This is a genomic window from Akkermansiaceae bacterium, from assembly GCA_017798145.1.
Classification (GTDB): domain Bacteria; phylum Verrucomicrobiota; class Verrucomicrobiia; order Verrucomicrobiales; family Akkermansiaceae; genus Luteolibacter.
In genome coordinates this window covers 1,692,983-1,716,189 of sequence record CP059069.1, presented here as the reverse complement: position 1 = coordinate 1,716,189, position 23,207 = coordinate 1,692,983, and the positions used below count along the sequence as shown (strand labels likewise).

22 protein-coding genes are annotated in these 23,207 nt (G+C 61.7%); 16 read left to right on the top strand and 6 right to left on the bottom strand.

Annotated elements, in window-relative coordinates; all coding sequences use genetic code 11:
* The first annotated feature begins 12 nt into the window (after positions 1 to 12).
* Positions 13 to 744, top strand: a complete 732-nt coding sequence (locus HZ994_07165; protein ID QTN32116.1) for a hypothetical protein — start codon at positions 13 to 15, stop codon at positions 742 to 744.
* A 63-nt stretch (positions 745 to 807) separates the two neighbouring features.
* Here the strand turns inward: HZ994_07165 and HZ994_07160 are convergent, their stop codons facing one another.
* Positions 808 to 1,299, bottom strand: coding sequence for a PEP-CTERM sorting domain-containing protein (locus HZ994_07160; GenBank protein QTN32115.1), 492 nt, complete (start codon positions 1,297 to 1,299; stop codon positions 808 to 810).
* A gap of 200 nt (positions 1,300 to 1,499) precedes the next feature.
* On the opposite strand from HZ994_07160, the gene HZ994_07155 reads away from it, so the two are divergent.
* From HZ994_07155 to HZ994_07140, 4 genes are read left to right on the top strand one after another with little or no spacing between them, the layout of a single operon-like run.
* Positions 1,500 to 2,285: a dienelactone hydrolase family protein gene (locus tag HZ994_07155; GenBank protein QTN32114.1), complete on the top strand. Its 786-nt coding sequence runs from the start codon at positions 1,500 to 1,502 to the stop codon at positions 2,283 to 2,285.
* 13 nt (positions 2,286 to 2,298) lie between these two features.
* Entirely contained in the window at positions 2,299 to 3,036 is a 738-nt protein-coding gene (locus HZ994_07150; protein ID QTN32113.1) for a M14 family metallocarboxypeptidase, read from the top strand.
* 44 nt (positions 3,037 to 3,080) lie between these two features.
* The gene (locus tag HZ994_07145; GenBank protein ID QTN32112.1) at positions 3,081 to 4,604 is read left to right on the top strand and encodes an SEL1-like repeat protein; all 1,524 of its coding nucleotides are present in this window, start codon (positions 3,081 to 3,083) and stop codon (positions 4,602 to 4,604) included.
* Between the two features lie 15 nt (positions 4,605 to 4,619).
* Positions 4,620 to 5,243, top strand: coding sequence for a phosphopantothenoylcysteine decarboxylase (locus HZ994_07140; protein QTN32111.1), 624 nt, complete (start codon positions 4,620 to 4,622; stop codon positions 5,241 to 5,243).
* A 28-nt stretch (positions 5,244 to 5,271) separates the two neighbouring features.
* Here the strand turns inward: HZ994_07140 and HZ994_07135 are convergent, their stop codons facing one another.
* Complete coding sequence (locus HZ994_07135) at positions 5,272 to 6,402, bottom strand: 8-amino-7-oxononanoate synthase (GenBank protein ID QTN32110.1); 1,131 nt, start codon at positions 6,400 to 6,402, stop codon at positions 5,272 to 5,274.
* 17 nt (positions 6,403 to 6,419) lie between these two features.
* Positions 6,420 to 7,304, bottom strand: a complete 885-nt coding sequence (locus tag HZ994_07130; protein QTN32109.1) for a D-alanyl-D-alanine carboxypeptidase — start codon at positions 7,302 to 7,304, stop codon at positions 6,420 to 6,422.
* A gap of 207 nt (positions 7,305 to 7,511) precedes the next feature.
* Here HZ994_07130 and HZ994_07125 point away from each other — a divergent pair, with 207 nt between their 5' ends.
* Together HZ994_07125 and HZ994_07120 are read left to right on the top strand one after the other, a co-directional pair.
* On the top strand, positions 7,512 to 8,834 hold the full coding sequence (locus HZ994_07125; GenBank protein QTN32108.1) for an ammonium transporter: 1,323 nt from the start codon (positions 7,512 to 7,514) through the stop codon (positions 8,832 to 8,834).
* A gap of 242 nt (positions 8,835 to 9,076) precedes the next feature.
* Positions 9,077 to 10,462 carry a sulfatase-like hydrolase/transferase gene (locus tag HZ994_07120; protein ID QTN32107.1) on the top strand — a complete coding sequence of 462 codons (1,386 nt, stop codon included), beginning with the start codon at positions 9,077 to 9,079 and terminating at the stop codon, positions 10,460 to 10,462.
* A gap of 208 nt (positions 10,463 to 10,670) precedes the next feature.
* On the opposite strand, the gene HZ994_07115 is transcribed toward HZ994_07120, so the two are convergent.
* The gene (locus tag HZ994_07115) at positions 10,671 to 11,057 is read right to left on the bottom strand and encodes a hypothetical protein (protein QTN32106.1); all 387 of its coding nucleotides are present in this window, start codon (positions 11,055 to 11,057) and stop codon (positions 10,671 to 10,673) included.
* Between the two features lie 362 nt (positions 11,058 to 11,419).
* On the opposite strand from HZ994_07115, the gene HZ994_07110 reads away from it, so the two are divergent.
* Both HZ994_07110 and HZ994_07105 read left to right on the top strand, forming a co-directional pair.
* A complete protein-coding gene (locus tag HZ994_07110) occupies positions 11,420 to 12,343 on the top strand; it encodes a ThuA domain-containing protein (GenBank protein QTN32105.1) in 924 nt (307 codons plus the stop codon).
* Between the two features lie 12 nt (positions 12,344 to 12,355).
* Positions 12,356 to 12,847 (top strand): hypothetical protein, encoded by a 492-nt coding sequence (locus HZ994_07105; GenBank protein QTN32104.1) that lies wholly within the window; start codon positions 12,356 to 12,358, stop codon positions 12,845 to 12,847.
* Positions 12,848 to 12,854: 7 nt separating this feature from the next.
* Here HZ994_07105 and HZ994_07100 read toward each other — a convergent pair whose 3' ends face one another.
* On the bottom strand, positions 12,855 to 13,733 hold the full coding sequence (locus HZ994_07100; GenBank protein ID QTN32103.1) for a helix-hairpin-helix domain-containing protein: 879 nt from the start codon (positions 13,731 to 13,733) through the stop codon (positions 12,855 to 12,857).
* A 122-nt stretch (positions 13,734 to 13,855) separates the two neighbouring features.
* Between HZ994_07100 and HZ994_07095 the strand changes: the two genes are divergently transcribed.
* The 5 genes from HZ994_07095 (at position 13,856) to HZ994_07075 (ending at position 20,453) form a co-directional block, all read left to right on the top strand.
* Positions 13,856 to 14,863 carry a patatin-like phospholipase family protein gene (locus tag HZ994_07095; GenBank protein ID QTN32102.1) on the top strand — a complete coding sequence of 336 codons (1,008 nt, stop codon included), beginning with the start codon at positions 13,856 to 13,858 and terminating at the stop codon, positions 14,861 to 14,863.
* Positions 14,820 to 16,271, top strand: coding sequence for an AMP-binding protein (locus HZ994_07090; protein ID QTN32101.1), 1,452 nt, complete (start codon positions 14,820 to 14,822; stop codon positions 16,269 to 16,271). Before HZ994_07095 ends, HZ994_07090 begins: the two co-directional genes overlap by 44 nt.
* 202 nt (positions 16,272 to 16,473) lie before the next feature.
* Entirely contained in the window at positions 16,474 to 17,724 is a 1,251-nt protein-coding gene (locus HZ994_07085) for a thiolase family protein (protein ID QTN32100.1), read from the top strand.
* A gap of 49 nt (positions 17,725 to 17,773) precedes the next feature.
* Entirely contained in the window at positions 17,774 to 19,723 is a 1,950-nt protein-coding gene (locus HZ994_07080; GenBank protein ID QTN32099.1) for an enoyl-CoA hydratase/isomerase family protein, read from the top strand.
* 145 nt (positions 19,724 to 19,868) lie between these two features.
* Positions 19,869 to 20,453: a riboflavin synthase gene (locus HZ994_07075; protein ID QTN32098.1), complete on the top strand. Its 585-nt coding sequence runs from the start codon at positions 19,869 to 19,871 to the stop codon at positions 20,451 to 20,453.
* A 19-nt stretch (positions 20,454 to 20,472) separates the two neighbouring features.
* Here HZ994_07075 and HZ994_07070 read toward each other — a convergent pair whose 3' ends face one another.
* A complete protein-coding gene (locus HZ994_07070; protein QTN34337.1) occupies positions 20,473 to 21,423 on the bottom strand; it encodes a formylglycine-generating enzyme family protein in 951 nt (316 codons plus the stop codon).
* Positions 21,424 to 21,631: 208 nt separating this feature from the next.
* Here HZ994_07070 and queD point away from each other — a divergent pair, with 208 nt between their 5' ends.
* Both queD and HZ994_07060 read left to right on the top strand, forming a co-directional pair.
* The gene (gene queD, locus HZ994_07065; GenBank protein ID QTN32097.1) at positions 21,632 to 21,997 is read left to right on the top strand and encodes a 6-carboxytetrahydropterin synthase QueD; all 366 of its coding nucleotides are present in this window, start codon (positions 21,632 to 21,634) and stop codon (positions 21,995 to 21,997) included.
* Positions 21,998 to 22,218: 221 nt separating this feature from the next.
* Positions 22,219 to 23,076 (top strand): PEP-CTERM sorting domain-containing protein, encoded by an 858-nt coding sequence (locus HZ994_07060; GenBank protein ID QTN32096.1) that lies wholly within the window; start codon positions 22,219 to 22,221, stop codon positions 23,074 to 23,076.
* Positions 23,077 to 23,207: the final 131 nt, after the last annotated feature.

The following is a 23,207-nucleotide window of genomic DNA, read 5'->3' as shown; positions in this document are numbered from 1 at the left end:
CCTCAGACCCGCATGAACCCACATCCGACATTCATCGCCCTGTCATTCGCCCTCTGTCTGCCCGCCTGCGAGAAGGATGGCAAAGCCTCGCCCGAAGCCGCCCCCAGCAGCCCCATCGCCCTTGACATCAAGGCTGCGGACATGCCCATCCTGCCGGTCAAGAAAGGCGATTTCTGGAAATATGATTTGCGCGTCGAGATTCCGGCAGGGATCACCTCGGAAGGCAGCGCCGCCGTCGAGCTGGACAACGAGATGACCCGGACTTTCCTCGGCAAAATCGCGGTTTCGGAGAAGCTGCCCGATTCACAGGCGTTTGATGTGGTTATCCCGGGCCAGGAGACCGTGCGCGAATATGTGGATATCCTTGAGGACAGGGTGATGATGCTGGGCACCGGCAAACCCGACGTCCCCGGCGCGAAGCCGCTCTGGCTGAGTACGGCCATACCCTTCGTCATCGCAGGGATGCGTCCGGGTCAGGAAGTCGCGCCGTTCAGCATCCAGGAAGGTGCGATCAACAGGGAGATCCGTGTCGTCGCCCGCGAAGCGGTCGAGGTGCCGACAGGCAAACATCGGGCAATCCGCCTGCTCATGGTTGGCAACGACGGGCAATTCGACATCCGCAAGACGACATGGTTCGCACCCGGCATCGGCATCGTCAAAGAGGAGAAAACGAGATATGTCGGTGACAGGCTGATTTATAGGGAAACCGCAGTTCTCACCGAGACGAGCGTTTCCATCCCTTGAAGCGGAACAAAAAAACATGCCCATTGCTGGGCATGTTTGCTTAGGGAAATCCAACCTGTGCGCCTAACGCCTGCGGCGGAGGACAAGAAGGGAGCAGCCGATCGCTCCGAGCAGCGAGGTGCTTGGCTCGGGAACCGCGTTGAACTCGACCGATTGGAGGCCGGCCTTGCCATCGCCTTTGCCGGGGGTGCTGGCAAACTGGAGCCAGAATTTTTTCGGGTCGCCGGAAACCGTATCGAAGGCGAAGCTTTCCCCTGCGTTCACTCCGATGTATTGGAACGTAACATCGGTCGGCGTAAGGCCCTTGAAAGTGATTTCGATCATCTCGTTGTTGTCGAAGGAGATGGCATTCGAGCCCGTGGAAGGCGGGGTGTAGGAGGCGATCTCAAGGACACCTGATACCGGGCTGAAATCGACATCCCCATAGCCTGGGACATTGATCGTGATTGGCAGGGCATCGCCGATGCTGCGTCCTGAGAAGTCCAGGGAGAAGGCCGAAGCAACGGAGCTGAGGCCACAACATATAGCCGCGATTAGCGGAAGTTTCATTTTCATGGTTTGGGGGGGTGGGGGAATGTCCATGATTCAACAGACATGCGTAAAATCTCCACGAACAGGGCGGCTGACAAGATAAATATATAACTAATTTTCAAAATATATGTAACTTGATAATATTAAGATTTGCTTATATTCCCCGCAGGTGCCCCCAAGCTCGCGGTTTGACTTCCTGCCTTCCCGCGCATTGAGTGGCTGCAATGAAAACGTTATTTGGCTTGCTGGCCGCACTGGCGGGGGTTTTTGGGGCGCATGGCGGCATCGTCGAGAAATCCGTACCATATGAGCAGGGCGGGGTGGAACTGGAGGGGTTCCATGCCTACGACGATGGTTTCGATGGCAAGCGCCCGGGCATCCTCATCATCCACCAATGGACGGGACTCACCGATTACGAGAAAATGCGCGCCCGCATGCTGGCGGAGCTGGGCTACAATGTTTTCGCCGCAGATATCTACGGGGCCGGCATACGGCCCCAGCCTCCGGAGGCGGGTGAGGAGGCGGGGAAATACAAGTCGGACAGGGAGCTATTCCGCGCCCGCATTCTCGCCGGGCTTGAGGTTCTGGAGAAAGACGAAAGGACGGACACCACCAGGATCGCAGCCATCGGTTACTGTTTCGGCGGGACGGGAGTCCTGGAGCTTGCCAGGGCCGGAACCAAGATTTCCGGTGTCATCTCCTTCCACGGCGGGCTTGCCGCTGCGGAAGGCATGGGCGCAAAGGCGGGTAAAATCCCGGCAAGGGTTTTGTGCCTCCACGGTGCCATCGATCCCTATGTCCCGCCTGCCGAGGTGGAGGCTTTCCGCATTGAAATGTCCGATGCCGGCGCAGACTGGCAGCTGACCATGTATGGCGGTGCCGTCCATGCCTTCACCCAGAAAATGGCGGGTGATGATGCCAGCAAGGGGGCCGCCTACGATGCGAGGGCGGACGCCCGCTCATGGGAGGACATGCAGAAATTCTTCGCGGAGATTTTCGTGGAATCCTGATCCAATCCCGCCCATGCCAGAATTTTTCGATTGGCCAGCCTTCCTTCCGGAATTTTCCGCCGCCGCCCGCGCCTGCGGCTTCCGTCACAGCACCCTCATGGAGACCGCCGACGGGCCGCTCATCGCGTGGGAGAAAGACGGCGATGTGCCCATCACATATCTCTCCTCCGGCATCCATGGCGATGAGCCTGCCGGGCCGCTTGCGCTGCTGGAAATGATGCGTGCCGGATGTTTCCATGGCACCAACCGCTGGATGATCTGCCCGGCGCTCAACCCCGGCGGCCTTGCCCTCGGCACCCGCGAGAACCGGGCGGGTCTGGACCCGAACCGGGACTACCTCCTGAAATCCAGCCCGGAAGTGGCCGCCCACACCGCTTGGCTCGCCACCCGCCCGGTGCCGGATCTCTTCGTCTCCCTCCACGAGGACTGGGAATCTCAGGGCTTCTATCTCTACGAGATCAATACCGGCGCGGACGATCCCCGCCGCGCCGCATGCGTGCTCGCCGCCGTTTCCCCGCATTTCCAACCGGAGCCCGGTCCGGAGATCGACGGTCACGAAGTACGCGGTCCCGGCTGGATCCATCACCGGGCCGAGGCGGATCTCCCCGAGTCCTGGCCTGAGGCCATCTACCTTGCGAAGAGCGGCTGCCCGCTCTCCTTCACCTTCGAGACGCCGAGCTGCGCCCCCTTGGGCAAGAGGGTTGCCGCACACATCGCCGGATTGTCCGGGCTGCTCGGGCGTCCGGCATGAAGAGCGTGCTTGCGTTCCACGGTGCAAGGCGTAAGAAGTTGGCCGTGAAGCCACTAAACCTATTCGCCGTCGCGATTCTCTGCCAGCTCCCGGCCATGGGTGCCGTTTCCCTTGACGCAAAGGACGACTCCTCCGTCCTGCAAGCCTCCGATCCAGCGCTCAAGGATCTCGGGAAAACCGACACGACCGCCCCCGCCGGAAAGGCCGACGAGGCTTTCGCCGCAGGCGAATTCGACGAGGCGGTGCGCTTGGCCACGCCGCGCGCGGAAGCGGGCGATGCCGACGCGATCTACCTGCTGGGCTTCGCAAGCGAAACCGGCAAGGGACTTCCGCAATCGCGCGAGCGGGCGCTGGGCTACTACAGGCAGGGTGCTGCGAAAGGTCATGCGGACTCCATTTACCGGCTCGCCATAAACCTGGCTTCCACAGGGGCGGCGGCCGATTCCAGGGAGGCGCAGGCATTGCTTGAAAAGCAGGCGGAAAAGGATGTCGCGGTCTCCGGGCGCATCCTCGGGGAGCTTTTCCTGCGCGGCCGCTTCACCGAGAAGCCGGATGCCGAGACCGGTGTTTCATGGTGGAAGAAGGCGTCTGCCGCCGGCGATGTCGCGTCGATGAATTTCCTGGCCGCCTTCTACGAGGGCCAGATGGGCTTTCCGGAGAAAATGGAACCGGAGCTGACCCTCCAATACTACGGTGCCGCCGCGGCCAAAGGCGACACCTCGGCGATGGTCAACCTCGGCTCCCGCCTCCTAACCGGTGATGAGAAGCTCCGCGACGAGAAAAAGGGCAAGGAGTGGATCGCAAAGGCCATCGCCGAAAAGGATGCATCCGGCTACCTGGCGCTGGGCATCTACCAGGAAGGTGTGAAAAAGGATGAGAAGGCCGCCCTCGCGGAATACGAGAAGGGCGCCGCAGCAGGCCAGGTGGACAGCATGATCCGCGCCGCCGGGATGTATGCCAATGGCAAGGGTGCGGAAAAGAACGAGGAGAAGGCCACCGAGCTCCTAGAGGTCGCCGCCGAAAAAGGCAGCGCACAGGCGCACCTCGAGCTGGCGGGGATGATACTCAACAAGGAGAAGCCGGATCTCGCGAAAGGCTACTCGCACCTCCTCACCGCTGCCAACGGCGGGCTTGCCTTCGCGCAGAATGAGCTCGGCATCTTCTACCTTTCCGGAAAACTCGGTGTCGCCGATCTCTCCGCCGCCGTCTCATGGTTCGGCAGGGCTGCGCAGTCGAATTTTGCACCCGCCCAGAACAACCTGGCGACCCTCCATGAGCGCGGGGCCGGCGTCCCCCAGAATTTCGAGAACGCCCTCCAGCTCTACACCCTCGCCGCGCAGCAGGGGCATCCGGGAGCCACCCTTGCCATCGCCCGACTGAACGCAGCCGGCGCGGGCACGAAGCAAAACCTTGAGATCGCATGGGCGCTGGCGACGATTGCCGGTGAGCGAGGCGAGGAAAACGCCGCCGCCTTCATCGAGGAAGTGGAGAAAAACCTGACCAAGGAACAGCTTGCCGGCGCGAAGAAGGAGCTGGAGAGGCTCAACCCAGGCAAGGCGGGCGAATAGCCGCCCGGCCCCGGCATGAAAATCCTCATCACCGCAGGCCCCACCCGTGAGGCGATCGATCCCGTCCGCTACCTGACTAACCGCTCGTCCGGGAAAATGGGTTATGCCATCGCCCAGGCCGCCGTCCACGCCGGCCACCAGGTGCTCCTCATCTCCGGGCCGACCTCGCTGGATGTTCCCGATGGGGTCGATTTCATTCCCGTCGAATCGGCGGCGGAGATGTTCCAGGCCGTTGGGAATTATCTCCCAAAGATGGATGCGGCCTTCTTCGCCGCTGCCGTCGCGGATTACACGCCCGCCCATCCCGCCGGGGAGAAGATCAAGAAATCCGGTGACTCGCTCACCCTTGAGCTGGTCAAGACCAAAGACATACTCGGCTCTGCCCGCAAGCCCATCGGATTTACCGGGTTCCTGTCAGGGTTTGCCGCTGAAACCGAAAACCTCGAGGCCAATGCCCGCCTCAAGCTGGAGGAGAAAGGCTGCGATCTCATCGTCGCCAACGATGTTTCACGCGCCGACATCGGCTTCGACTCTCACGACAACGAAGCCCTCCTCGTCTTCCCGGACCGCACCGAGCACTTCCCCAAGGCACCCAAGCACGACCTGGCGATCCATCTTGTCTCGATGCTGGGCGCTTGAGTGCGGGCGGCAAAGGCTCTCGGCGTGGTTATCGGAACCCTTTTCCTAGGACGGCTGCGAGACCTCTCACCGCTTCCTCCGGGTGCCCGGCGGAGAGGGTGATGCGCAGCCGGGCGGTGTTCCTCGGCACCGTGGGGTAGCGGATGGCGGGGGCGAGGAAGCCTTCTTCCGCAAGCCCGGCGGAGGCCGAGAGCGCGGCCGCGCTTTCCCCGATGATGAGGGGGAGTATTGCGCTCGGGTGATTCGGGCGCAGCAGGGAGACGTTCCTGAAAAGCTTTTCCCGGAGCCTTTTTCCCCCGGCGGAGCGGACGAGGCCGAGGGCTGCGATGGCCGCATGGGCAAGGGCGGGGGCGGGGGCGGTGGTGTATATGAAAGGGCGCGCGCGGTTGATGATGAGATCCATCCAATCGCGGGACGCGGCGAGGTATCCGCCGGACAGCCCGAGGGCTTTGCTGAGCGTGCCCATCTGGAAATGGACCCGGTGCTGCACCCCGAGCTTCTCGGCAAGGCCCATGCCGGTCGGGCCGAGGACGCCGAGGGCGTGGGCTTCGTCGAGCAGGAGTTCCGCCCCATGGAACTCGCAGATGTCTAGTAGTTCCCGCAGGGGGCAGAGATCGCCGTCCATGGAGAAGACGGATTCGGTGGCGACGAGGAGGCGGGCGGAGGGGTGCTTGGCGCGGAGCGCGGCAAGGAGCCTGGCGAGCTTGTCCGTGTCGTTGTGCGGGAATGCGCGGAGGGTGGCGGCGGACATGCGGGCGGCATCGATGAGGCATGCGTGGGCCAGCTTGTCGAGGACGATGAAATCGCCCTTCCCGCAGATGACGGGGATGGCGGAAAGGGCTGTGGCGTAGCCGGAGGAGAAGGTGAGGGCGGCTTCTGAATGTTTCGCCGCAGCGATGCCTTCCTCCAGCGCGGTGTGGGCATGCGAGCTTCCGGTGACAAGCCGGGATGCGCCGGCACCGGTGCCGTACCTGGCGATGCCTTCCGCGAAGGCGGCGGCGATGTCCGGGTGGTGGGAAAGGCCGAGGTAGTCGTTGGAGGCGAAGTTCCAGAGTTCCCGCCCGTCGCGGGTGATCCTCAGTCCCTTGCTCTCCCCCGGGCTGAGGCTGCGGAGGAGGTTCCTTTCCGTCAAATGCCCAAGCTGTCTGCGCGGATCCATCGGCGGGGATGTGGCGCCTACTCCGCCCCGGGCCGCTCCAGTGCCCAGCGCATGAGTTTCTCGGAGTCCGACCAGATGTTGGGGGTGTTGGATTTCAAGACCACGCAGGCGACGGAGCGGCCGTTGAGCGTGCCGGTGGAGATGAGGCAGCGGCCGGATGCGTTGGTGGTGCCGGTTTTCATCCCGTTCACGTAAGGCAGGGTCTTGAGGAGCTTGTTGGTGTTCTCGATGGTGCGGGTGCGGCCGTTGTTGTAGGTGAAGGTGAACGATTTCGTGGCGAAGTAGGAACGGAGCAGCGGGCTGCGGTAGGCCACGCGGGTGGCTATGCCCATGTCGCGCGCGGTGGAATACTGGCCGGGTTCCGTGAGACCGTGCGGGTTCTTGAAATGGGAGTTGCGCATCCCGAGCTGGGCGCATTTGCGGTTCATCAGGTTGGCGAAGCCTTCCTGGCTGCCGCCGACATCGCGGGCCAGGGCGCGCCCCACATCGTTCGCGCTCTTCACCATGAGGACTTTCAGCAGCTCGCGGCGGGTGTAGCGCTCGCCGGGCCTGAGGTAGAGCTTGGTCGGCTCGCAGGCGGTGTCATCCGGCTGGATCACAACGGTCTTGTCGATGTCGCCTGCGTCCAGCACGCAGAGGGCGGTGATGATCTTCTGGGTCGAGGCCACTGCGCGGACGCTATCGGCGTTTTTCGCGTAGAGGTTGCGCCCGCTGTCCAGATCCACGACGAGCACGCTCTCGGCCACCACGGCAGGTGGCGGAGTCCTGGGTATGGAGCCGACCCGAACCGGGACGCTTCCCTGCGGCGGCTGCTGTGGCCTGCGCTGCGGCGGGTTCCCGCCGCACGAGGTCATGGTGAAGATGGTGAAGAGGCAGATTGCGAGCTGTCGCAGATGGATCATGGGCGGAGGATGCGTTCGGTGCTCCCGGCGGTCAAACAAGAAGAAAGCCGTGCGGGTTCGGGAATTCCGGCGTGTGCCGTGCGCACGGATCCGTGAATCGCCGGGAAGCGGATTGCAGCCTGAAAATCCCCCTTTACCGGATGCTCCCGGGGACTTCATAGTTCCCGCGCATCGCATGAAGCATTTTCATCAGAAACCGCCCTCACCATGAACCCAACCAGTCTCCTGAAAAAATCCGCCATCGCCGCCACCCTGCTCGCCGCCTCCGCGCTGCCGCTTTTCGCCCAGGACGAGGCACCGGCTTTCGACAGCGGCAACACCGCGTTCATGTTCATCTGCAGCGTGCTGGTGCTGCTGATGACCCTGCCGGGCCTCGCGCTTTTCTACGGCGGGCTGGTGCGCTCCAAGAACACCCTTTCCATCCTAGTCCAGTGCCTGGCAATGGCCGGGGTGATGAGCCTGCTCTGGGTCATCTACGGCTACTCCTTCGCCACCACCAACAGCAATCCCTTCATCGGCGGCGCGGAAAAGCTTTTCCTCAAGGGAGTGACGCCGGACAGCGATGCAGGCGGCTACCCGGAGACGATCTTCGTGATGTTCCAGATGACCTTCGCGATCATCACCCCCGCACTCATCATCGGTGCCTTTGCGGAGCGGATCAAATTTTCCGCCGTGATGATTTTCAGCATCATCTGGTTCACCATCTCCTACCTTCCGATCTGGCACATGGCATGGAACACCGACGAGGGTTTCTTCCACCGCTTTCATGTCCTTGATTTCGCGGGCGGCACTGTCGTTCATATCAACGCAGCCGTCGCCGGCCTGGTGGGATGCCTCATGGTTGGCCCGCGCAAGGGCTTCGGGAAATCCCCGCTCACCCCGCACAACGTGCCGCTTGTCGTCATCGGCGCCTCGCTGCTCTGGGTCGGATGGTTCGGGTTCAACGCGGGCTCCGAGCTCGCCGCGGACGGCACCGCGGGCATGGCGATGCTCGTGACCCAGGTCGCCTGTGCCACGGCCGTGGTGGTATGGATGGCCATCGAGCGCATCCTCACCGGCGTTGTCACCGCGGTCGGCGGTGCCACCGGCGCCGTCGCCGGTCTTGTCGCGATCACCCCGGCGTCCGGCACGGCGGGCATCCCCGGCGCGCTCTGTATCGGAGCCGTTTCCGCGGTGCTCTGCTACTACGTCGCGATCAAGCTCAAGCACAAGCTCGGCTTCGACGACTCGCTCGATGTCTTCGGCGTCCATGGTGTCGGCGGCATAGTCGGAGCCATCCTCACAGGCGTGTTCTGCTTCGAGGGTATGGGCGGATCGGGTGCCTACAACGACACGATCTCCATGGGTTCGCAGGTGTGGGGGCAGACGGTATCCGTGCTGATCACCATCGCCTGGAGCGGGGTTGCGGCTTTCGTGGCATTCTCCGTTGCGAAGTGCACCGTCGGCCTGCGGGTGGATGAGAAAAGCGAGCAGAGCGGCCTCGACCAGACGGATCACGGCGAGAGCGCCTACACGGATCTTCAGGGCTAGCGGAATCTTTGCTCAGGCTGGTTTTTCAGCCTAAGTCCCGGCGGTGACCGTTTCCAGCCATGGCTGAAACGCTGGAACGCACCGCAGCTGGCGGGAAATTCCGTAATTCGCCTACGGTGCCGTCAGCAACTGCTTCATCCTCAAATGTTCGGCTTTCCGGGTCGTCTTTTATGCGATACCTCAAGTCAAGCATCATGATGTCGAGAGTCTCAATCCTATCTGGCCTCCCGGATTTACGGCGAATGAGCCTTCGTGCTCTTGCCATCTTCCTTGCGCTATCTTCCCTACAAATCGGCGCCGGGCATACAAGGCCGAACGTTATCATCCTGTTCACCGATGACCAAGGCACGCTCGATGCGAACTGCTACGGCTCCACCGCACTCATCACCCCGAATATCGACAAGCTCGCGGCGAGCGGCGTGAGGTTCACCCAAGCTTACGCGCATACGGTGTGCTGTCCGTCTCGCGCGGCCTTGCTGACCGGAAGGCATCCTCAGCGCGGCGGGGTGACAGACTGGACGCAAGGGCAAATGGGGGGAGCCAAGGGCATCAACATGGCGCTGGCGGAAGTGACGCTGGCGGAAGCCCTCAAGGCTGCGGGATACCGCACCGGCCTCTTCGGGAAATGGCATCTGGGCGCCCACCGCGACCACGGGCCGGAGCAGCAGGGCTTCGATGATTTTTTCGGGATACGCGGCGGCTTCATCGACAACTACAATCACCATTTCCTGCATGGCAATGGCTTCCACGATCTCTACGAGGGAACCACGGAGGTGTTCGCGCCGGGCGAGTATTTCCCGGAACTCATTGTAAGTAAGTCCCTGGATTTCATCGATGAAAACCGGGACAAGCCGTTTTTCCTGTACCTCGCACTGAACCTTCCCCATTACCCGGAGCAGGCGCTCGCGAAATTCGATGAGCTTTATGCCTCGCTTGAAGATCCTGCACTGCGTTCCTATGCGGCGATGATCTCCACCACCGACCACTACATCGGTCGGGTTGTGGATAAGCTGGACGAACTGGGGCTTCGCAAGGATACGGTCATCGTCTTCATGAGCGACAACGGTCACTCGGAGGAAACGTTCATGCGGATCAGGGGTGATAAGCACACCAGCGGGCTACCCAAGGGGCACCTTTACGCCGCGAGCGGCGCAGGCAATACGGGAAAATGGATAGGCCACAAGGCGACCTTCCTGGAGGGTGGCATCCGAGTGCCCGCCATCATCAGCTATCCTGGAAGATTGCCGCAAGGAAAGGTGCGCGACCAGATGATGACCGTCATGGACTGGTTTCCCACGGTCATGGAGCTTTGCGGGATCAAGCGCGAATCCGGTGCCGCCGCTCTTGATGGCCACAGCCTCCTGCCGCTGATCGAATCCGCTGCTGCCCCATCGCCCTACGGCGGTGTCCTTCACTTCGCATGGCGCGGCGACTGGGCGGTGCGCGACGGGGATTGGAAGCTGATCTCCATGACCCCGGGGGGTCTCGATGAACCCGTCCTCTCCCTCCACAACCTCACGGGCGAAAACCCGGAGGCGGTGGATCACCTCAAGGCCGAACCGGAGACCGTAGCTCGCCTGCGGGCGCTCCATGAGGCGTGGCATAAGGAGGTTTCCCCGAAGAAGTGAATGCCCCCGGCAGAAGGCTCGGGGATCACGGTGGCAGCCGGGCTGTTCCAGCAATGGGCGGTGCTTGTGCCAAGAGCGTTGGCGGGCGACCGAGTCTCATGCTGGTTGCAAGTTCCGGGAATGTTGCAAGTGGCCGCACGCCCGTCATGGGAATGGCACGCCGGGGCAAGTCTCCGATTTCATCCGGGCCGCAGGTTCGGCGTCTTGGTTACTGTGGTGTGAACGGAGCGGTTGGGTCGCGCAACATCGCGGGATCGATCAGGACATCACCTTCGTCGCAACGCTTCAGGAATCCATCCACATAGACGGTCTCCCCCACCTTGGCGCTCTCAGCCATCTGCCTCATCTCATGGAAATTGCATTTGATCCCATTTTCCAATTCGACCCATGCCTCATTCGGATCCGAGACTTCGACCTTTGTAACCACGCCCTTTACCGTAATCTTCTTGCCCACCCATGCCTTGCCCTGGGTGGTCACGCTATCCTGAAGAAACTGCGCCTCCGGCTTGCCGTAATCCATCTGCCAGCCCCTGCCGCATCCGACAAGAAGACATGCGACAAATGGAAATGCTTGCAAGAGATGCTTTGTTTCCATGGTTGTTATTTCGCCATACAGCTAGGGCAAAACTCCTGTCTCGGAGCAAGATGAAATTTTTCCGTCCCAGGTCAATGCAGGATTCATTGGCGGGTCTGACCTCCACGAATTTGCTTTTCTTCCGAAGGCACCTGAAACAGCCGTTGCGCCGGCCCGCAACGCAAGTTTCCGGGAAAATTCAACGGAACCATGATGAAATAAGGGATTGGGGCGCTCAAGGTGGGGCGGGGGAGCAGGAAAACATCCAATATCCTGAATTCATGGGTTGTTAGGCGGGGATTCCCCAGCTTGGGAAGCACGGAAAGATTTTGGTGGGCAGTGTGCGCCGGAATGTGGATGATGCACCCGAACCGCGACCCCCAATGAAAGCACTGATACCCGCAAGCGTCCTTGGCGCGATCACCCTCGGCCTCGTCGCCTACAATCCGGCCACTGAGCAGCCGCCTGCCGGTGCCCAGGAAAAGATCGCAGCCGCCCTGCCGGCGGATGCATTCGCGAAGCCCGTCAAGCCCCGCAAGCTCCTCGTGTTCTCACGCACCGCAGGCTTCCGCCACGCCTCCATCGTTACCGGTAAGCTGGCTCTCACGGAGATGGGGAAAATGACCGGGGCGTTTGAAACCGTGGTGAGCGACGACCTTGCGAATTTCGAAAAGGACAATATCGCCGGGTTCGATGCGATCTGTTTCCTGAGCACCACGCAAAACCCCTTTGCGCCCTCTAAGGAGGAGATGAAAAAGATGTCCGACGAGGAAAAGAAAGCCGCGAAGCAACGCGAGATGACCCTGCGGGACAACCTTATGTCCTACGTGAAGCGCGGCGGCGGTTTCGTAGGAATCCATGCGGCGACGGACACCTTCTACGACTGGCCGGAGTACGGCGAGATGATCAACGGCTACTTCGACGGGCATCCGTGGAATGCCAACAAGAAGGTGAGCATCTACGTCGAGCCGGGGATGGAGAAACATCCGCTGGCGGCGATGTTCGGCGGGGAGCGGCTTGAGTTCAACGAGGAGATCTATCAGTTCAAGGAGCCCTACGACTCCTCGAAGGTGGAGATGTTGCTCCGCCTCGATCCGGAGAAATCCGACAAGGTCGGCGGGATGAAGCGCAAGGACAGCGACTACGGTGTGGCATGGGCGCGGAACTGGGAGAAGGGCAAGGTTTTCTACTGCTCCATCGGCCACAACCACGAGATGTACTGGCACCCGAAGGTGCTGGCCCACTACCTGGCCGGCATCCAGTGGGCGATGGGGGATTTCAAGGCAGAGCTTGCGGAAGGGAAATAAAGTCGCGTTTTCATGGATTTCATCTCGGAATATTTCTACGTCATCATCCTGATAGTCGGGGCTATCGCGCAGTGGTTGAAATCGCGCTCCGAGGCGAAGGATGAGGGCGGCTACCATCCCGATGAACTCGAGGAATTCGAGATGGAGGCGGAGCGCCGGATCCCGAGGCCTGCCGTCCCGCCGCCGCTCCCGCCTTCGGGAGCTGCAGTGCCGGACGCCGTGCGCCCCGCCGTTCCCGATCTGCGCAGGCAAAGCCCGCCGCCGCTTCTCGAGGCTTTCGATCCAAGCGCCGAGCTCAGCCGCCAGCAGGCTCTCATGGAACGGGCGCGGGAGTTCAAGAAGGCCAAGAGCGCGCGCACAACAAAAGCGCCGAAGCAGGCCGGAGAACGGGCCGTTTCCACCGCGCCTGCAGGGAGTATCAGAAATCGCCTGCACAAGCGCAGCGAGCTGCGCAGCGCATTCGTCCTCAAGGAGATCCTCGAAAAGCCGGTCGGGCTGAGGTGATTCCCGGCTACCGGGGTTTTCCGAAATCCAGGTAGCCCAGAAGCCGTTCCGCCGTCCTCGCGCCGATGCCCTCGACCTTTTGCAGGTCAGCCGGTTCATCGTAGGGGCGGCCTTCGATGATGCGGTTCGCGGTGACCTCGCCGATGCCGGGGATGCGCATCAGTTCGTCGCGGGCGGCGCTGTTGATGTTGACAGGGCTTCCCGTGAATTCCCGCTTCGCCCCGGTCGCGATTTCCAGCTCCGCCTCCTCCTCACGCTGTGCCCGCCTTTCCTCCGGGAGCTGATCCCAATCGGTCTTCTTCCATGCTCCTTTTCCCAGCCTTGCGGCGCGCAGCTCCAGGTCTGCGAGCTCGGCGCGGTATTCGTTGCCGGACTTCCCAAGGGGTGTCTGCTTGTAAACGCCGAAGGCGCGGGCAAGGCCCATCTTGACGAGATGGCTGGCGAGATCCTCGCCATCGGCGGTGGTGACGAAGCCGTAGATGCGCTGGTATCTCCCGTCCCCGCGCGCATCCGCGAAAGAGGTGTGCACGGTGAACGGTTTCCCGAGAGCCCGAACCACTTCCTCCGCTGCCAGCCCGCCGAGGCTTTTGGCAAGCGCGATGGATTTCTCCGCAGCCCCCCCGAAACCGGAGATGCCGAAATACCTCCGCTGCTCGCGCAGCCTGCGGGCATCGCTTTCATCCGTGACGTGGTATTCGATGCAATCCGCGCCGTAGAGTCGCACGGTCAGCTCTTTCCCATCCGCGGTTCTAACAAGAAAACTGTCGCCGTCCGCCCATCCGGTCTTTACCAGCGTGCAATTTTCCAGCTTCTCCAGCGGAGCGGGTGCGCCCCAAGAGATCGCTGAGCTGGCGAGGATGGCGGCGGCATGTCGGAGCGGGTGCACTCCGCATCTGTAGGCGATTGCCCGCTGGCGGGCAATCGGGAATGGTTTGCTATCGGAGGCGTGCCGGAGTAATGTAAACATGAATCGTGGGAAAGGATCCGCGTTCCACACCGCCCGCATCCATGTTTGGAAAAATCCTCCGCAAGCTCAAAGGCGATCCCCGCCCTTACCGGCGAGAACGCCCGCTGCAGCCTGCCGCCGAGAAGCCGAAGCTCGGCCTCGCCCTCTCGTCCGGCGGTGCGCGCGGGCTCGCCCATGTCGGTGTGCTCCAGGTGCTTGAGGAAAACGGGATCGAGATCCATGCAATCTCCGGCTCCTCGATGGGCTCCTACGTCGGCGCACTCTGGGCGGCCGGCTTTTCCGGCGACGATCTGGTGAAGCTCGCCGAGGAAATGCACGACCGCCGCCAGCTCTGGAAACTCGCCGATCCGATCTTCCCGCCTATGCAGGGACTTTTCCGAGGCCTCAAGGCGAAGGCTCATCTGGAGCGCTCGCTCGGCAATCTGCGCTTCGAGGATCTGGAAAGGAAACTCCTCGTCATCTCCGCCGATCTGGACACCAAGGAGCGCCTCGTCCTCCGCACAGGGAAAATCGCCGATGCGGTGCACGCCTCCTGCGCCATGCCCGGCATCATCGCCCCCGTCATCCTCAACGGACGCCGCTGTGTCGATGGCGGCGTGGTCGATCCCATCCCGGTCGGCGCCCTGCGGAAATTCACGGACGTGGACAAGGTCATCGCCGTTTCCGTGATCCCTACCTTCGAGCAGGTCGATGCCGGCATGTACCGAGGCGATGAGGATGAGATCCCGCCTCAATCGCTTGCAAACCGATGCCTGTCCGCCATCAACCGCAACATCAACTTCCTCGCGAAGGGAAACATCGTGGACACCTTCCGCCAGTCGATCCGCTGCGCCCAGGTGCGCATCGCCCACGATTCCCTGAAGCGAGCCGACATCGCCCTGCGCCCCGAGCATTTCTCCGCGCCATGGAACGACTACGCGAACTTCGAGCGCTTCATCGAGGCCGGCCGCAAGGTCGCACTCGACCACCTGGATGATATCCGCGCCCTCACAGAGACCCGCTCCGATGAAAAACCCGACAAGCAAATGGTGGGCGAACGCGTCGCCTGAAGCCCTGCGCCTCCACCAGGACGCGCTGCTCAGGCGCTTCCTGCAAACCCGCGCCGTACCGTTCGCCAGGTTCTACCGGAACATGTTCTCGGAAAACGGAATCGATCCCCGCGACATCCGCACCACCGACGATCTCACGCAACTGCCTTTCACCTCCAAGGCCGACTTTGAAAACCCGCGCGACTTCGCGATCATCCCCGATGAGGCCGCCCTGAAAAAGGAATGGCGCACCATTTTCAGAGCCCTCACCGCCGGCCCATCCAACGCGAAAGCCGCCCTCGAAAAGGAACTCCGCCCCATTCTCCTCACCAGCACCACAGGCCGCTCCTCCGCTCCCGTCCCATTTCTATACACGCAGCATGACATCGCCCGCCTGACGGAAGGGGGGCGCCGCCTCATGCAGCTCTGCCAATCGGATCCGTCCAACAAACACGTCAACGCCTTCCCCTTCGCCCCACACCTCGCCTTCTGGCAGGCGCATTACGCGGGCACCGGACACAACACCTTCATGCTCTCCACCGGCGGCGGCAAAACCGTCGGCACCGATGGCAACATCCGCATCATCGACAAGATCGACCCCGATGCGATCATCGCCATGCCCACCTTCCTCTACCACCTACTGCAGGAGGGGATGGCCGCCGGATCCCGCTGGAAAAACCTCAAGCGCCTCGTCCTCGGCGGCGAGAAAGTCCCCGCCGGCATGCGCCGGAAACTCAAAGAGCTCTGCTCCGAGATGGGTGCGGAAAACGTCGCCATCATGTCCACCTACGGCTTCACCGAGGCGAAGCTGGCCTTCACCGAATGCCTCCCCACCAACGGCGAGCACCCCTCCGGCTTCCATATCTACCCGGACATGTGTTTCATCGAGATCATCGATCCGGAAAGCGGCGAGCGCGTCCCGGACTGCCAGCCTGGGGAGATCGTCCTCACCCACCTCGACTCGCGCGGCACCATCGTCCTGCGCTACCGCACGGGCGACCTCATCGAGAAAGGCATCACCCGCGAGCCATGCCCCCATTGCGGACGCACATGCCCGCGCCTTTTGGGGAAAATCTCACGCGTCTCGGATTTCAGGAACCTCGCCATCGACAAGCTCAAGGGAACCCTCGTCGATTTCAACAAGCTCGAAAACATCCTCGACGACACCGAAGGCCTCGGCGCATGGCAGATCGAGCTCCGCAAGCGCAACGACGACCCCCTTGAGTCCGACATCGTCCTCGTCCACGCCGTCGTCATGAAAGGCGGCGAGGAACAGCTCCGCGAATCCATTTACCACCGCTTCCTTTCCTCCACCGAATTCGCCCCCAACGAAATCCAATTCCACAGCTGGGATGAAATGCGCAAACTCCAGGGCGTAGGAAAGGAACTCAAGGAACAGAAAGTCAAAGACAACAGGCCGAAGGCCTGAACCAAAGAAAGGCCTTTTTCACCGCCAAGCCAGCCCAATGAAACCTCCAGATTCTCAGACCACAGTCTTCCTTGGCGAACTTGGCGGTTCAATTACAGCACTGCCCAAATCTTCCGCTTCCGAAGAATCCGATCTGTGCCGATCCGCGCTCATCCGCGGTTTCTCTTCCTTCAAGTTTATCGTTTAAAATTTAAAGTTCCCCATGTTCATCATAGCCGCCACCCGCACACCCTTCTGCAAGATGGGCACAGACCTCGCCGCCCTCACCGCCGACGATCTCGGCCGCGCCGCGGCCACCGCGCTCCTGGCGGAAACCGGGATCGACCCCGCCGAGATCTCGGAAGTCATCTTCGGCTGCGTGGCACAGCCCGCCGAGGCCGCGAACATCGCGCGCGTCATCGCCCTGCGCTCCGGGATCCCGCAGCACGTCCCCGCCATGACCGTGCACCGCAACTGCGCCTCCGGCATGGAGGCGGTCACCGCCGCCCACCAGCGCATCGCGGCAGGGCAGGGGGATCTTTTCCTCGTCGGCGGCACCGAGAGCATGACCCATGTCCCGCTGCTCTTCCCCCATGAAGCAGCCCAGCATTTCTCAGATCTCAACCGCGCCAAATCCTCCGGCCAGAAACTCTCCGCCGCCGCCAGTTTCAACCTCTCGGATTTCAAACCGCGCATCGGCCTTGAGCTGGGCCTAACGGATCCGTTCAGCGGCCTGATCATGGGAGACACCGCAGAAATCCTCTCCCGCGAATTCGGCATCACCCGCGAAGCCCAGGACAAGTTCGCCGCGGAATCCCACGCCAAAGCCCTGGCCCACCGCGAACAGCTCAACTCCGAAATCTCCCCCGTCTTCTGCAACGGAACAGCGATCACGGAGGACAACGGCATCCGCACCGATTCCACCCCTGAAAAACTCTCCACCCTCCGTCCCATCTTCGACCGCACCACCGGCACCGTCACCGCCGGAAACTCCTCACAGATCACCGACGGAGCCGTCGCCCTCCTCGTCGGCACCGAGGCCGCCGCCAAGCGCCACGGCCTCGAACCCCTCGGCCGCCTCGCCGCCTATGCATACTCCGGCTGCGATCCCGCCCGCATGGGACTCGGCCCCGTCCACGCCATTGCAAAAGCCAAACAACTCTCCGGCCTCACCCCGGACGATGCCGACCTCATCGAACTCAACGAAGCCTTCGCAGCCCAAGTCCTCGCCGTCCTGTCATCCTTGAAACATCCATCCACCCACCATCTCGACCTCCCCGCCTACGAGATCCCCCTTGAAAAACTCAACCCAAGGGGCGGAGCCATCGCCCTCGGCCACCCTGTCGGTGCCACCGGTGCCCGCCTCATCCTCACCGCCCTCGACCAGCTCCGGGAAACCGGAGGAAAACGCGCCCTCGCCACCCTCTGCATCGGCGGCGGCCAAGGAGCCGCCCTCTACCTCGAGCGCCCCTAGCGTCCCTGGTCTTCCGCTTCTCACTGATCACCCGGCACTTCTCACTCCCATGAACATCTCCCTCACCTTCTCGAACTCCACAGCGATCCTTGTTTTCGACCGCGAGGGTTCCTCGGCCAACATCTTCGACTCCGCCACCCTCGCGGAACTTTCCGAGCGCCTCGACGAGCTCACCGCCCAACCCGAAGTCACCGGACTCCTCATCCGCTCCGCAAAACCTCACATTTTCATCGCCGGAGCCGATCTGAACGAACTCTCCACCGCGCGCGGCGAAAAACTCACCCGCCTCATCGCCACCGGCCAAACCCTCTTCAACCGCATCGCCGACCTGCCTTATCCCACCGTCTGCGCGATCCACGGTGCCTGCGTCGGCGGCGGCTATGAGCTCGCCCTCGCCTGCGACTGGCGCGTCGCCAGCGATTCCCAGGAAACTGTAATCGGTCTCCCGGAAACCCAGCTCGGCATACTCCCCGCATGGGGCGGCACCACACGCCTGCCAGATCTGCTGGGTCTGCAGGACGCACTCCCGGTCATCCTTTCCGGAAAAATCCACTCCCCCGAACTCGCGAAACGCAAAGGCCTCGTCGATCAGACCGTCCCCAAGGAGCACCTGAAAGCCCACGCCCTCAGCTTCCTCGAAAAAGGCAAGCGCCACCACACGAACAACCCCATCACCCACAACCAAGCCGTCGCAGCCCTCATCCGCGTCCAGGCGCAGAAAGAGCTTCTCAAGAAAACCCATGGCCACTACCCCGGCCCCGAGGCCGCACTGGAAGTGGCCGTCGCTTCGATAGGAAAAACCCGCGCCCAGTCGCAGCAGGCCGAACTCGAAGCCATACAGCGCCTCGCCACCCTCCCGCAAACAGCCCAGCTCATCCGCCTGTTTTTCCTCCAGGAGCGGGCGAAGAAACACAAGCACAGCTCCGCAGAGCCTCGCGAAATCAAACGGGCAGCCGTCATCGGAGCCGGCCTCATGGGTTCCGGCATCGCCTACTGGCTTTCCACCAGGAAGATCGAAACCACACTCCAGGACATCTCGCCCGAGGCTCTCGCCCATGGCATGAAATCCATCTCCGGCCTCTATGCCGATGCGCAGAAGCACCACGTCTTTTCCAAAACGGAAGCCGCCCGAGGCCTCGACCGCATCCATCCCGCCAGTGGCAGCGTTCCCCTATCGCGCTGCGATCTCATCATCGAGGCCGCCGTCGAGAAGCTCTCCATCAAACAAAAAATCTTCTCCGACCTCGCCGCCCGCTGCCGTCCCGATACCGTGCTCGCCACCAACACCTCCGCCCTACCCATCCACGAACTCGCCTCCTCAATCACCCATCCCGAACGCCTCGTCGGCTTGCATTTCTTCAACCCCGTCCACCGCATGCAGCTCGTCGAGGTCGTCCGCACGGAATCCACCTCCGACGAAACCCTAGCCACCGCCGTCTCTTTCGTCCGGAAAATCGGCAAGCTCCCCGTGGTGGTCAAGGACTCGCCCGGCTTCCTCGTCAACCGCATCCTCATGCCCTACCTCGTCGAGGCCGCCGCCATGTTCGAGCAGGGCGGCGACCCCGAGGAAATCGATCAGGCCATGCTCGACTTCGGAATGCCCATGGGTCCGCTGCGCCTTCTCGACGAGGTCGGACTCGATGTGGCCATGCACGTGGCAGGCACCCTCGCCGCCGCATATCCGGGCCGGATGAAGATTCCGAAAATCGTCGGAAAGCTCCTCGAAGCCGACCACACCGGGCGCAAGGGCGGCAGCGGTTTCTATGTCTATGACGCTGGATCCCCCGCCGTAAATGCCGAGGCCATCGGCTTTCAGACCGGTTCCGAGGAAACCCCGAAAGACACCCGGGAAATCCTCGCCAAGCTCATGGCCGCCGAGGCGAAACTCTGCCTCGACGAAGGTGTCGCCGAAACCGCCGACGACATCGACCTCGCCATGATCCTTGGCACCGGCTACCCGCCATTCCGGGGCGGCCCGCTGGCAGCATCGCTTGCCTAGCATCATACCTTGCGCATCGCCGCAACCCGTCGCTCAGGGTTGCAGGAAGGCCGTTGCAGTGCGCGCCCCCCCTGTGCGAAAAATCCCGGCCCTTGGATTCGCGGGGTGACATCCGGGGGCGGCTATGTGATGTATCCGGCACATCATGTTCACCGGACTCGTCGAATCATTGGGAAAAGTCGCCACGCTCGCGCACCTCGGCGAGCAGGCTCGGTTGGGTATTTCCATCCCTTTCGCCGGTGAACTGGTGTTGGGCGATTCCGTGGCGGTCAACGGTTGTTGCCTCACGGTGGCCGGGATTTCCCCTGAGGCCGTGCATTTCGATGTGCTGGCGCAAACCTTGCGGGTGACATCACTGGGGAAACTTTCCGAGGGTTCCCTCGTGAACCTTGAGAGGGCGCTGCGCGTCGGCGACAGGCTGGGCGGGCACTTCGTGCAAGGCCATGTCGATGCGGTGGGACAGATCGTTTCCCTCGAGGCAAACGGGCAGGATCATGTGGTGGAGGTCTCGCTGCCGGCCGACATCCTCCGGCTCTGCGTGGCGAAGGGCTCGATTGCGATAGACGGGATCTCGCTGACCATCGCGGACCTGAAAGATGCCTCGGCCGTTTTCTGGATCACGCCGCATACGTTTTCCCACACGAATCTGCTTGATGCGAAGCCAGGTGACACGGTGAACCTTGAGGCGGACATGCTCGCCAAGCATGTGGCGCGCCTGCTGGAACGCTAGTTCCGGCCTGCGGCGGGTTTCACAGATCCTTCACACAGCGGAAGCCGGTGGTGGCAGGTGGGGAGTCATTCTCAATCGAGTGACGGGCACCGGGGCGGTAGCGCATGCAGTAGGAGACGTGGCAGAGGTAGGAGCCGCCCTTGGTTACGTGGTTTGGCGCACCGCCGGACTTCTGCCCGGTGTTCATGTTGATCCATGTGTCCGGTCCCTTGGGATCGCATTTCTCGCATTCGCTGCGGTATTCCGGATCGTAGAAATCGGAGCAGATTTCCCAGACATTGCCTGCCATGTCGTAGAGGCCGTAGCCGTTTGGCGGGTAGGATCTCACCGGTGAGGGGCCTGCGAAGCCGTCCTCGCGGGTGTCCTCGGTGGGGAAAGTGCCCTGGAAGGTGTTGGCCATCCATTTGTCGCCGGGCTTCAGCTCGTCGCCCCAGGTGTACATTTTCCCTTCCAGCCCGCCGCGGGCTGCAAATTCCCACTCGGCCTCGGTGGGGAGGCGTTTCCCAGCCCATTTCGCGTACGCGGCGGCATCGTCGTAGGTGACACAGCTGACAGGGAAATCGTCGCGTCCCTTGAGGTCGGAGCCCTTGCCGCGCGGATGCTTCCAACTTGCCTCGGGATCCCACTTCCACCATTGCAGGTAGGCTCCCGGCTCCATGACAGGCCCCTCGAATGTTTCCGGCGAATTGAAAATGATGGCTCCGTTTTTGAGCGGAGGCGGCGGGAGCTTGGCGAGGGCTTCCGGCGGCAGGGTGGAGATATCCAGCTCTTGCTCGGCAAAGGTGACGTATCCGGTTTCCTCAACGAATTTGCGGAACTGCGCGTTGGTCACCTCGGTTTCATCGATCCAGAAACCGGAGACCTCGATCTTCACCTTCGGGTTTTCCTCAGGGAATTCCTTCCTGCCGTATGGAGTCTCGAACACGCCGTCGGAACCCATCATCGTCGTGCCGCCCGGGATTTTCACCATCCCCTCCTTCTTCTCGTAGGTATCCGCAGCAGTTTCAACGGGCTTCTTGCAGGCGGTGAGGGCAGCTGCAAGCAGGCTCATGGCGATCAGGTTTTTCCTCGGAAACACACCAGAACTTACGTCCGCGGGGAGTGCAATCCATCAAAAAATCCCTTCCGAGGTTCTGGATTCCCTATTTCGCGAAAGCTGCCTAGTCTCCTGCCAGACGATGAAAGCCAGAATCACGAAAGACTTCCGCTTCGAGGCCGCCCATACACTGCCCTCACTGCCGGAAGGCCACAAGTGCCGCCACATGCATGGGCATAGCTTCAAGGTGGAGATCCACATCGAGGGCACGGTCGATGAGAAAATCGGCTGGATCTACGACCACAAGCTCATTTCAAACGCGATGAATCCCCTTCTGGAGCAACTCGACCATTCCTACCTGAACGACATCGAGGGACTGGAAAGCCCAACCATCGAGATCATGGCCGGCTGGTTCTGGAAAAAACTCGAGCCGCAACTCCCCGGTCTCGCCGAGATCGTGATTTTCGAAACCCCCACCGCGCGCTGCTCGTTCAAGGGCGAGTTCTAGGGATACACAAGCGTCGGCAACCGCCCGACAAACTGCCTCGCCTGGCCGCCCCGTTGCGGCCAGGCGACCATCCCCAAGCCTGCCCTATCCTTTGTTTTCAAATGTTCCCTCGTCGGGGAAGCCTACGCTTCACCGAGTTCTTCAGCTCCGATGACCTTGGAGCCATGATGGCGTGGTCAAAAAAAACTTGATGCAATGGGTTGGCGTCCAATAATCGGCGGATGATTTCAAGACTCTCCTTCGGGGTCAGTTTTAAGGCCTCATGTTTGCCGGTTGTATGCGCAATCGCCGTATCGACGCATTCCGCCCAAGCCGCGTTGCTCGCTTACGATCAATTCGTCGGCTACACGGCAGGTAATCTGGGCGGCCAAGGGCAGGGCTTTGGCTGGGCGAACAACTGGACCGGGGGACTTGTCGATGCCGGTGGAGGTCTAACCTACGGTTCCCTGCCTGCATCGGGCGGCAAAGCGCAGACAGCAGTGACCACATCTCAATTCACCGGCATGAGCAGGAATCTTGCGTCAGGGATTTCGAGCGGAACGGTTTATGTAGGTTGGCTGGCCGAAAAGGGCGGCAGTGATCCGACACAGATGTGGCTTTCCCTCAACACAAGCGCTAACAACGACCGGATTGGTGCAGGTATCTGGCCTTCGAGCTCCACCCAATGGCGCCTGATTCGAAATGATTCAGGGTCTTTCGGTGACCTGAGTTCCGGCAAAGCGATCACAGATGAAGCGGCGCATTTCGTGATCAAGCTGGATTTGAGTCCAGGGAATCCGGATACGGCCCGCCTGTTCGTGAACCCTGCAAGCGCGGGCGATCTCACCAATGCCAATGCGGACGCAACCTACACGTTCTCTGGAACCGGCATCGCAGCCGACCTGACGACAATTACCCTCTCCAGGCAGAATGCGAACACCCCCAATGGCGACGGTCAAATCGATCAGGTTGCTTTCGACGAAATCCGGATCGGAACCGAGGCGGCGGATATGTTTTCCGTGATTCCCGAACCTTCCTCGGCCGCGCTCATCGGTTTGTCGACTTTCCTCATGCTCCGCCGCCGCAGGTGCGCTCCTTGAGCCAATACCCCGATTGGTTCAATTGCTCGAGGACAGAGGCAAATGCCAATCTTCTTCGGCTGGTTATTCACCAAAGGGTGAATGGACACGCAAAATGTATGACGAGACGATGACCTTCAATGCCCCCACGG

Coding starts and splice junctions, on each gene's coding strand:
- HZ994_07165 (QTN32116.1), top strand. CDS start 13: ATGAACCCACATCCGACATTCATCGCCCTGTCATTCGCCCTCTGTCTG.
- HZ994_07160 (QTN32115.1), bottom strand. CDS start 1,299: ATGAAAATGAAACTTCCGCTAATCGCGGCTATATGTTGTGGCCTCAGC.
- HZ994_07155 (QTN32114.1), top strand. CDS start 1,500: ATGAAAACGTTATTTGGCTTGCTGGCCGCACTGGCGGGGGTTTTTGGG.
- HZ994_07150 (QTN32113.1), top strand. CDS start 2,299: ATGCCAGAATTTTTCGATTGGCCAGCCTTCCTTCCGGAATTTTCCGCC.
- HZ994_07140 (QTN32111.1), top strand. CDS start 4,620: ATGAAAATCCTCATCACCGCAGGCCCCACCCGTGAGGCGATCGATCCC.
- HZ994_07135 (QTN32110.1), bottom strand. CDS start 6,402: ATGGATCCGCGCAGACAGCTTGGGCATTTGACGGAAAGGAACCTCCTC.
- HZ994_07130 (QTN32109.1), bottom strand. CDS start 7,304: ATGATCCATCTGCGACAGCTCGCAATCTGCCTCTTCACCATCTTCACC.
- HZ994_07125 (QTN32108.1), top strand. CDS start 7,512: ATGAACCCAACCAGTCTCCTGAAAAAATCCGCCATCGCCGCCACCCTG.
- HZ994_07120 (QTN32107.1), top strand. CDS start 9,077: ATGAGCCTTCGTGCTCTTGCCATCTTCCTTGCGCTATCTTCCCTACAA.
- HZ994_07115 (QTN32106.1), bottom strand. CDS start 11,057: ATGGAAACAAAGCATCTCTTGCAAGCATTTCCATTTGTCGCATGTCTT.
- HZ994_07110 (QTN32105.1), top strand. CDS start 11,420: ATGAAAGCACTGATACCCGCAAGCGTCCTTGGCGCGATCACCCTCGGC.
- HZ994_07105 (QTN32104.1), top strand. CDS start 12,356: ATGGATTTCATCTCGGAATATTTCTACGTCATCATCCTGATAGTCGGG.
- HZ994_07095 (QTN32102.1), top strand. CDS start 13,856: ATGTTTGGAAAAATCCTCCGCAAGCTCAAAGGCGATCCCCGCCCTTAC.
- HZ994_07090 (QTN32101.1), top strand. CDS start 14,820: ATGAAAAACCCGACAAGCAAATGGTGGGCGAACGCGTCGCCTGAAGCC.
- HZ994_07085 (QTN32100.1), top strand. CDS start 16,474: ATGTTCATCATAGCCGCCACCCGCACACCCTTCTGCAAGATGGGCACA.
- HZ994_07080 (QTN32099.1), top strand. CDS start 17,774: ATGAACATCTCCCTCACCTTCTCGAACTCCACAGCGATCCTTGTTTTC.
- HZ994_07075 (QTN32098.1), top strand. CDS start 19,869: ATGTTCACCGGACTCGTCGAATCATTGGGAAAAGTCGCCACGCTCGCG.
- HZ994_07070 (QTN34337.1), bottom strand. CDS start 21,423: ATGGTGAAAATCCCGGGCGGCACGACGATGATGGGTTCCGACGGCGTG.
- queD (QTN32097.1), top strand. CDS start 21,632: ATGAAAGCCAGAATCACGAAAGACTTCCGCTTCGAGGCCGCCCATACA.
- HZ994_07060 (QTN32096.1), top strand. CDS start 22,219: ATGATTTCAAGACTCTCCTTCGGGGTCAGTTTTAAGGCCTCATGTTTG.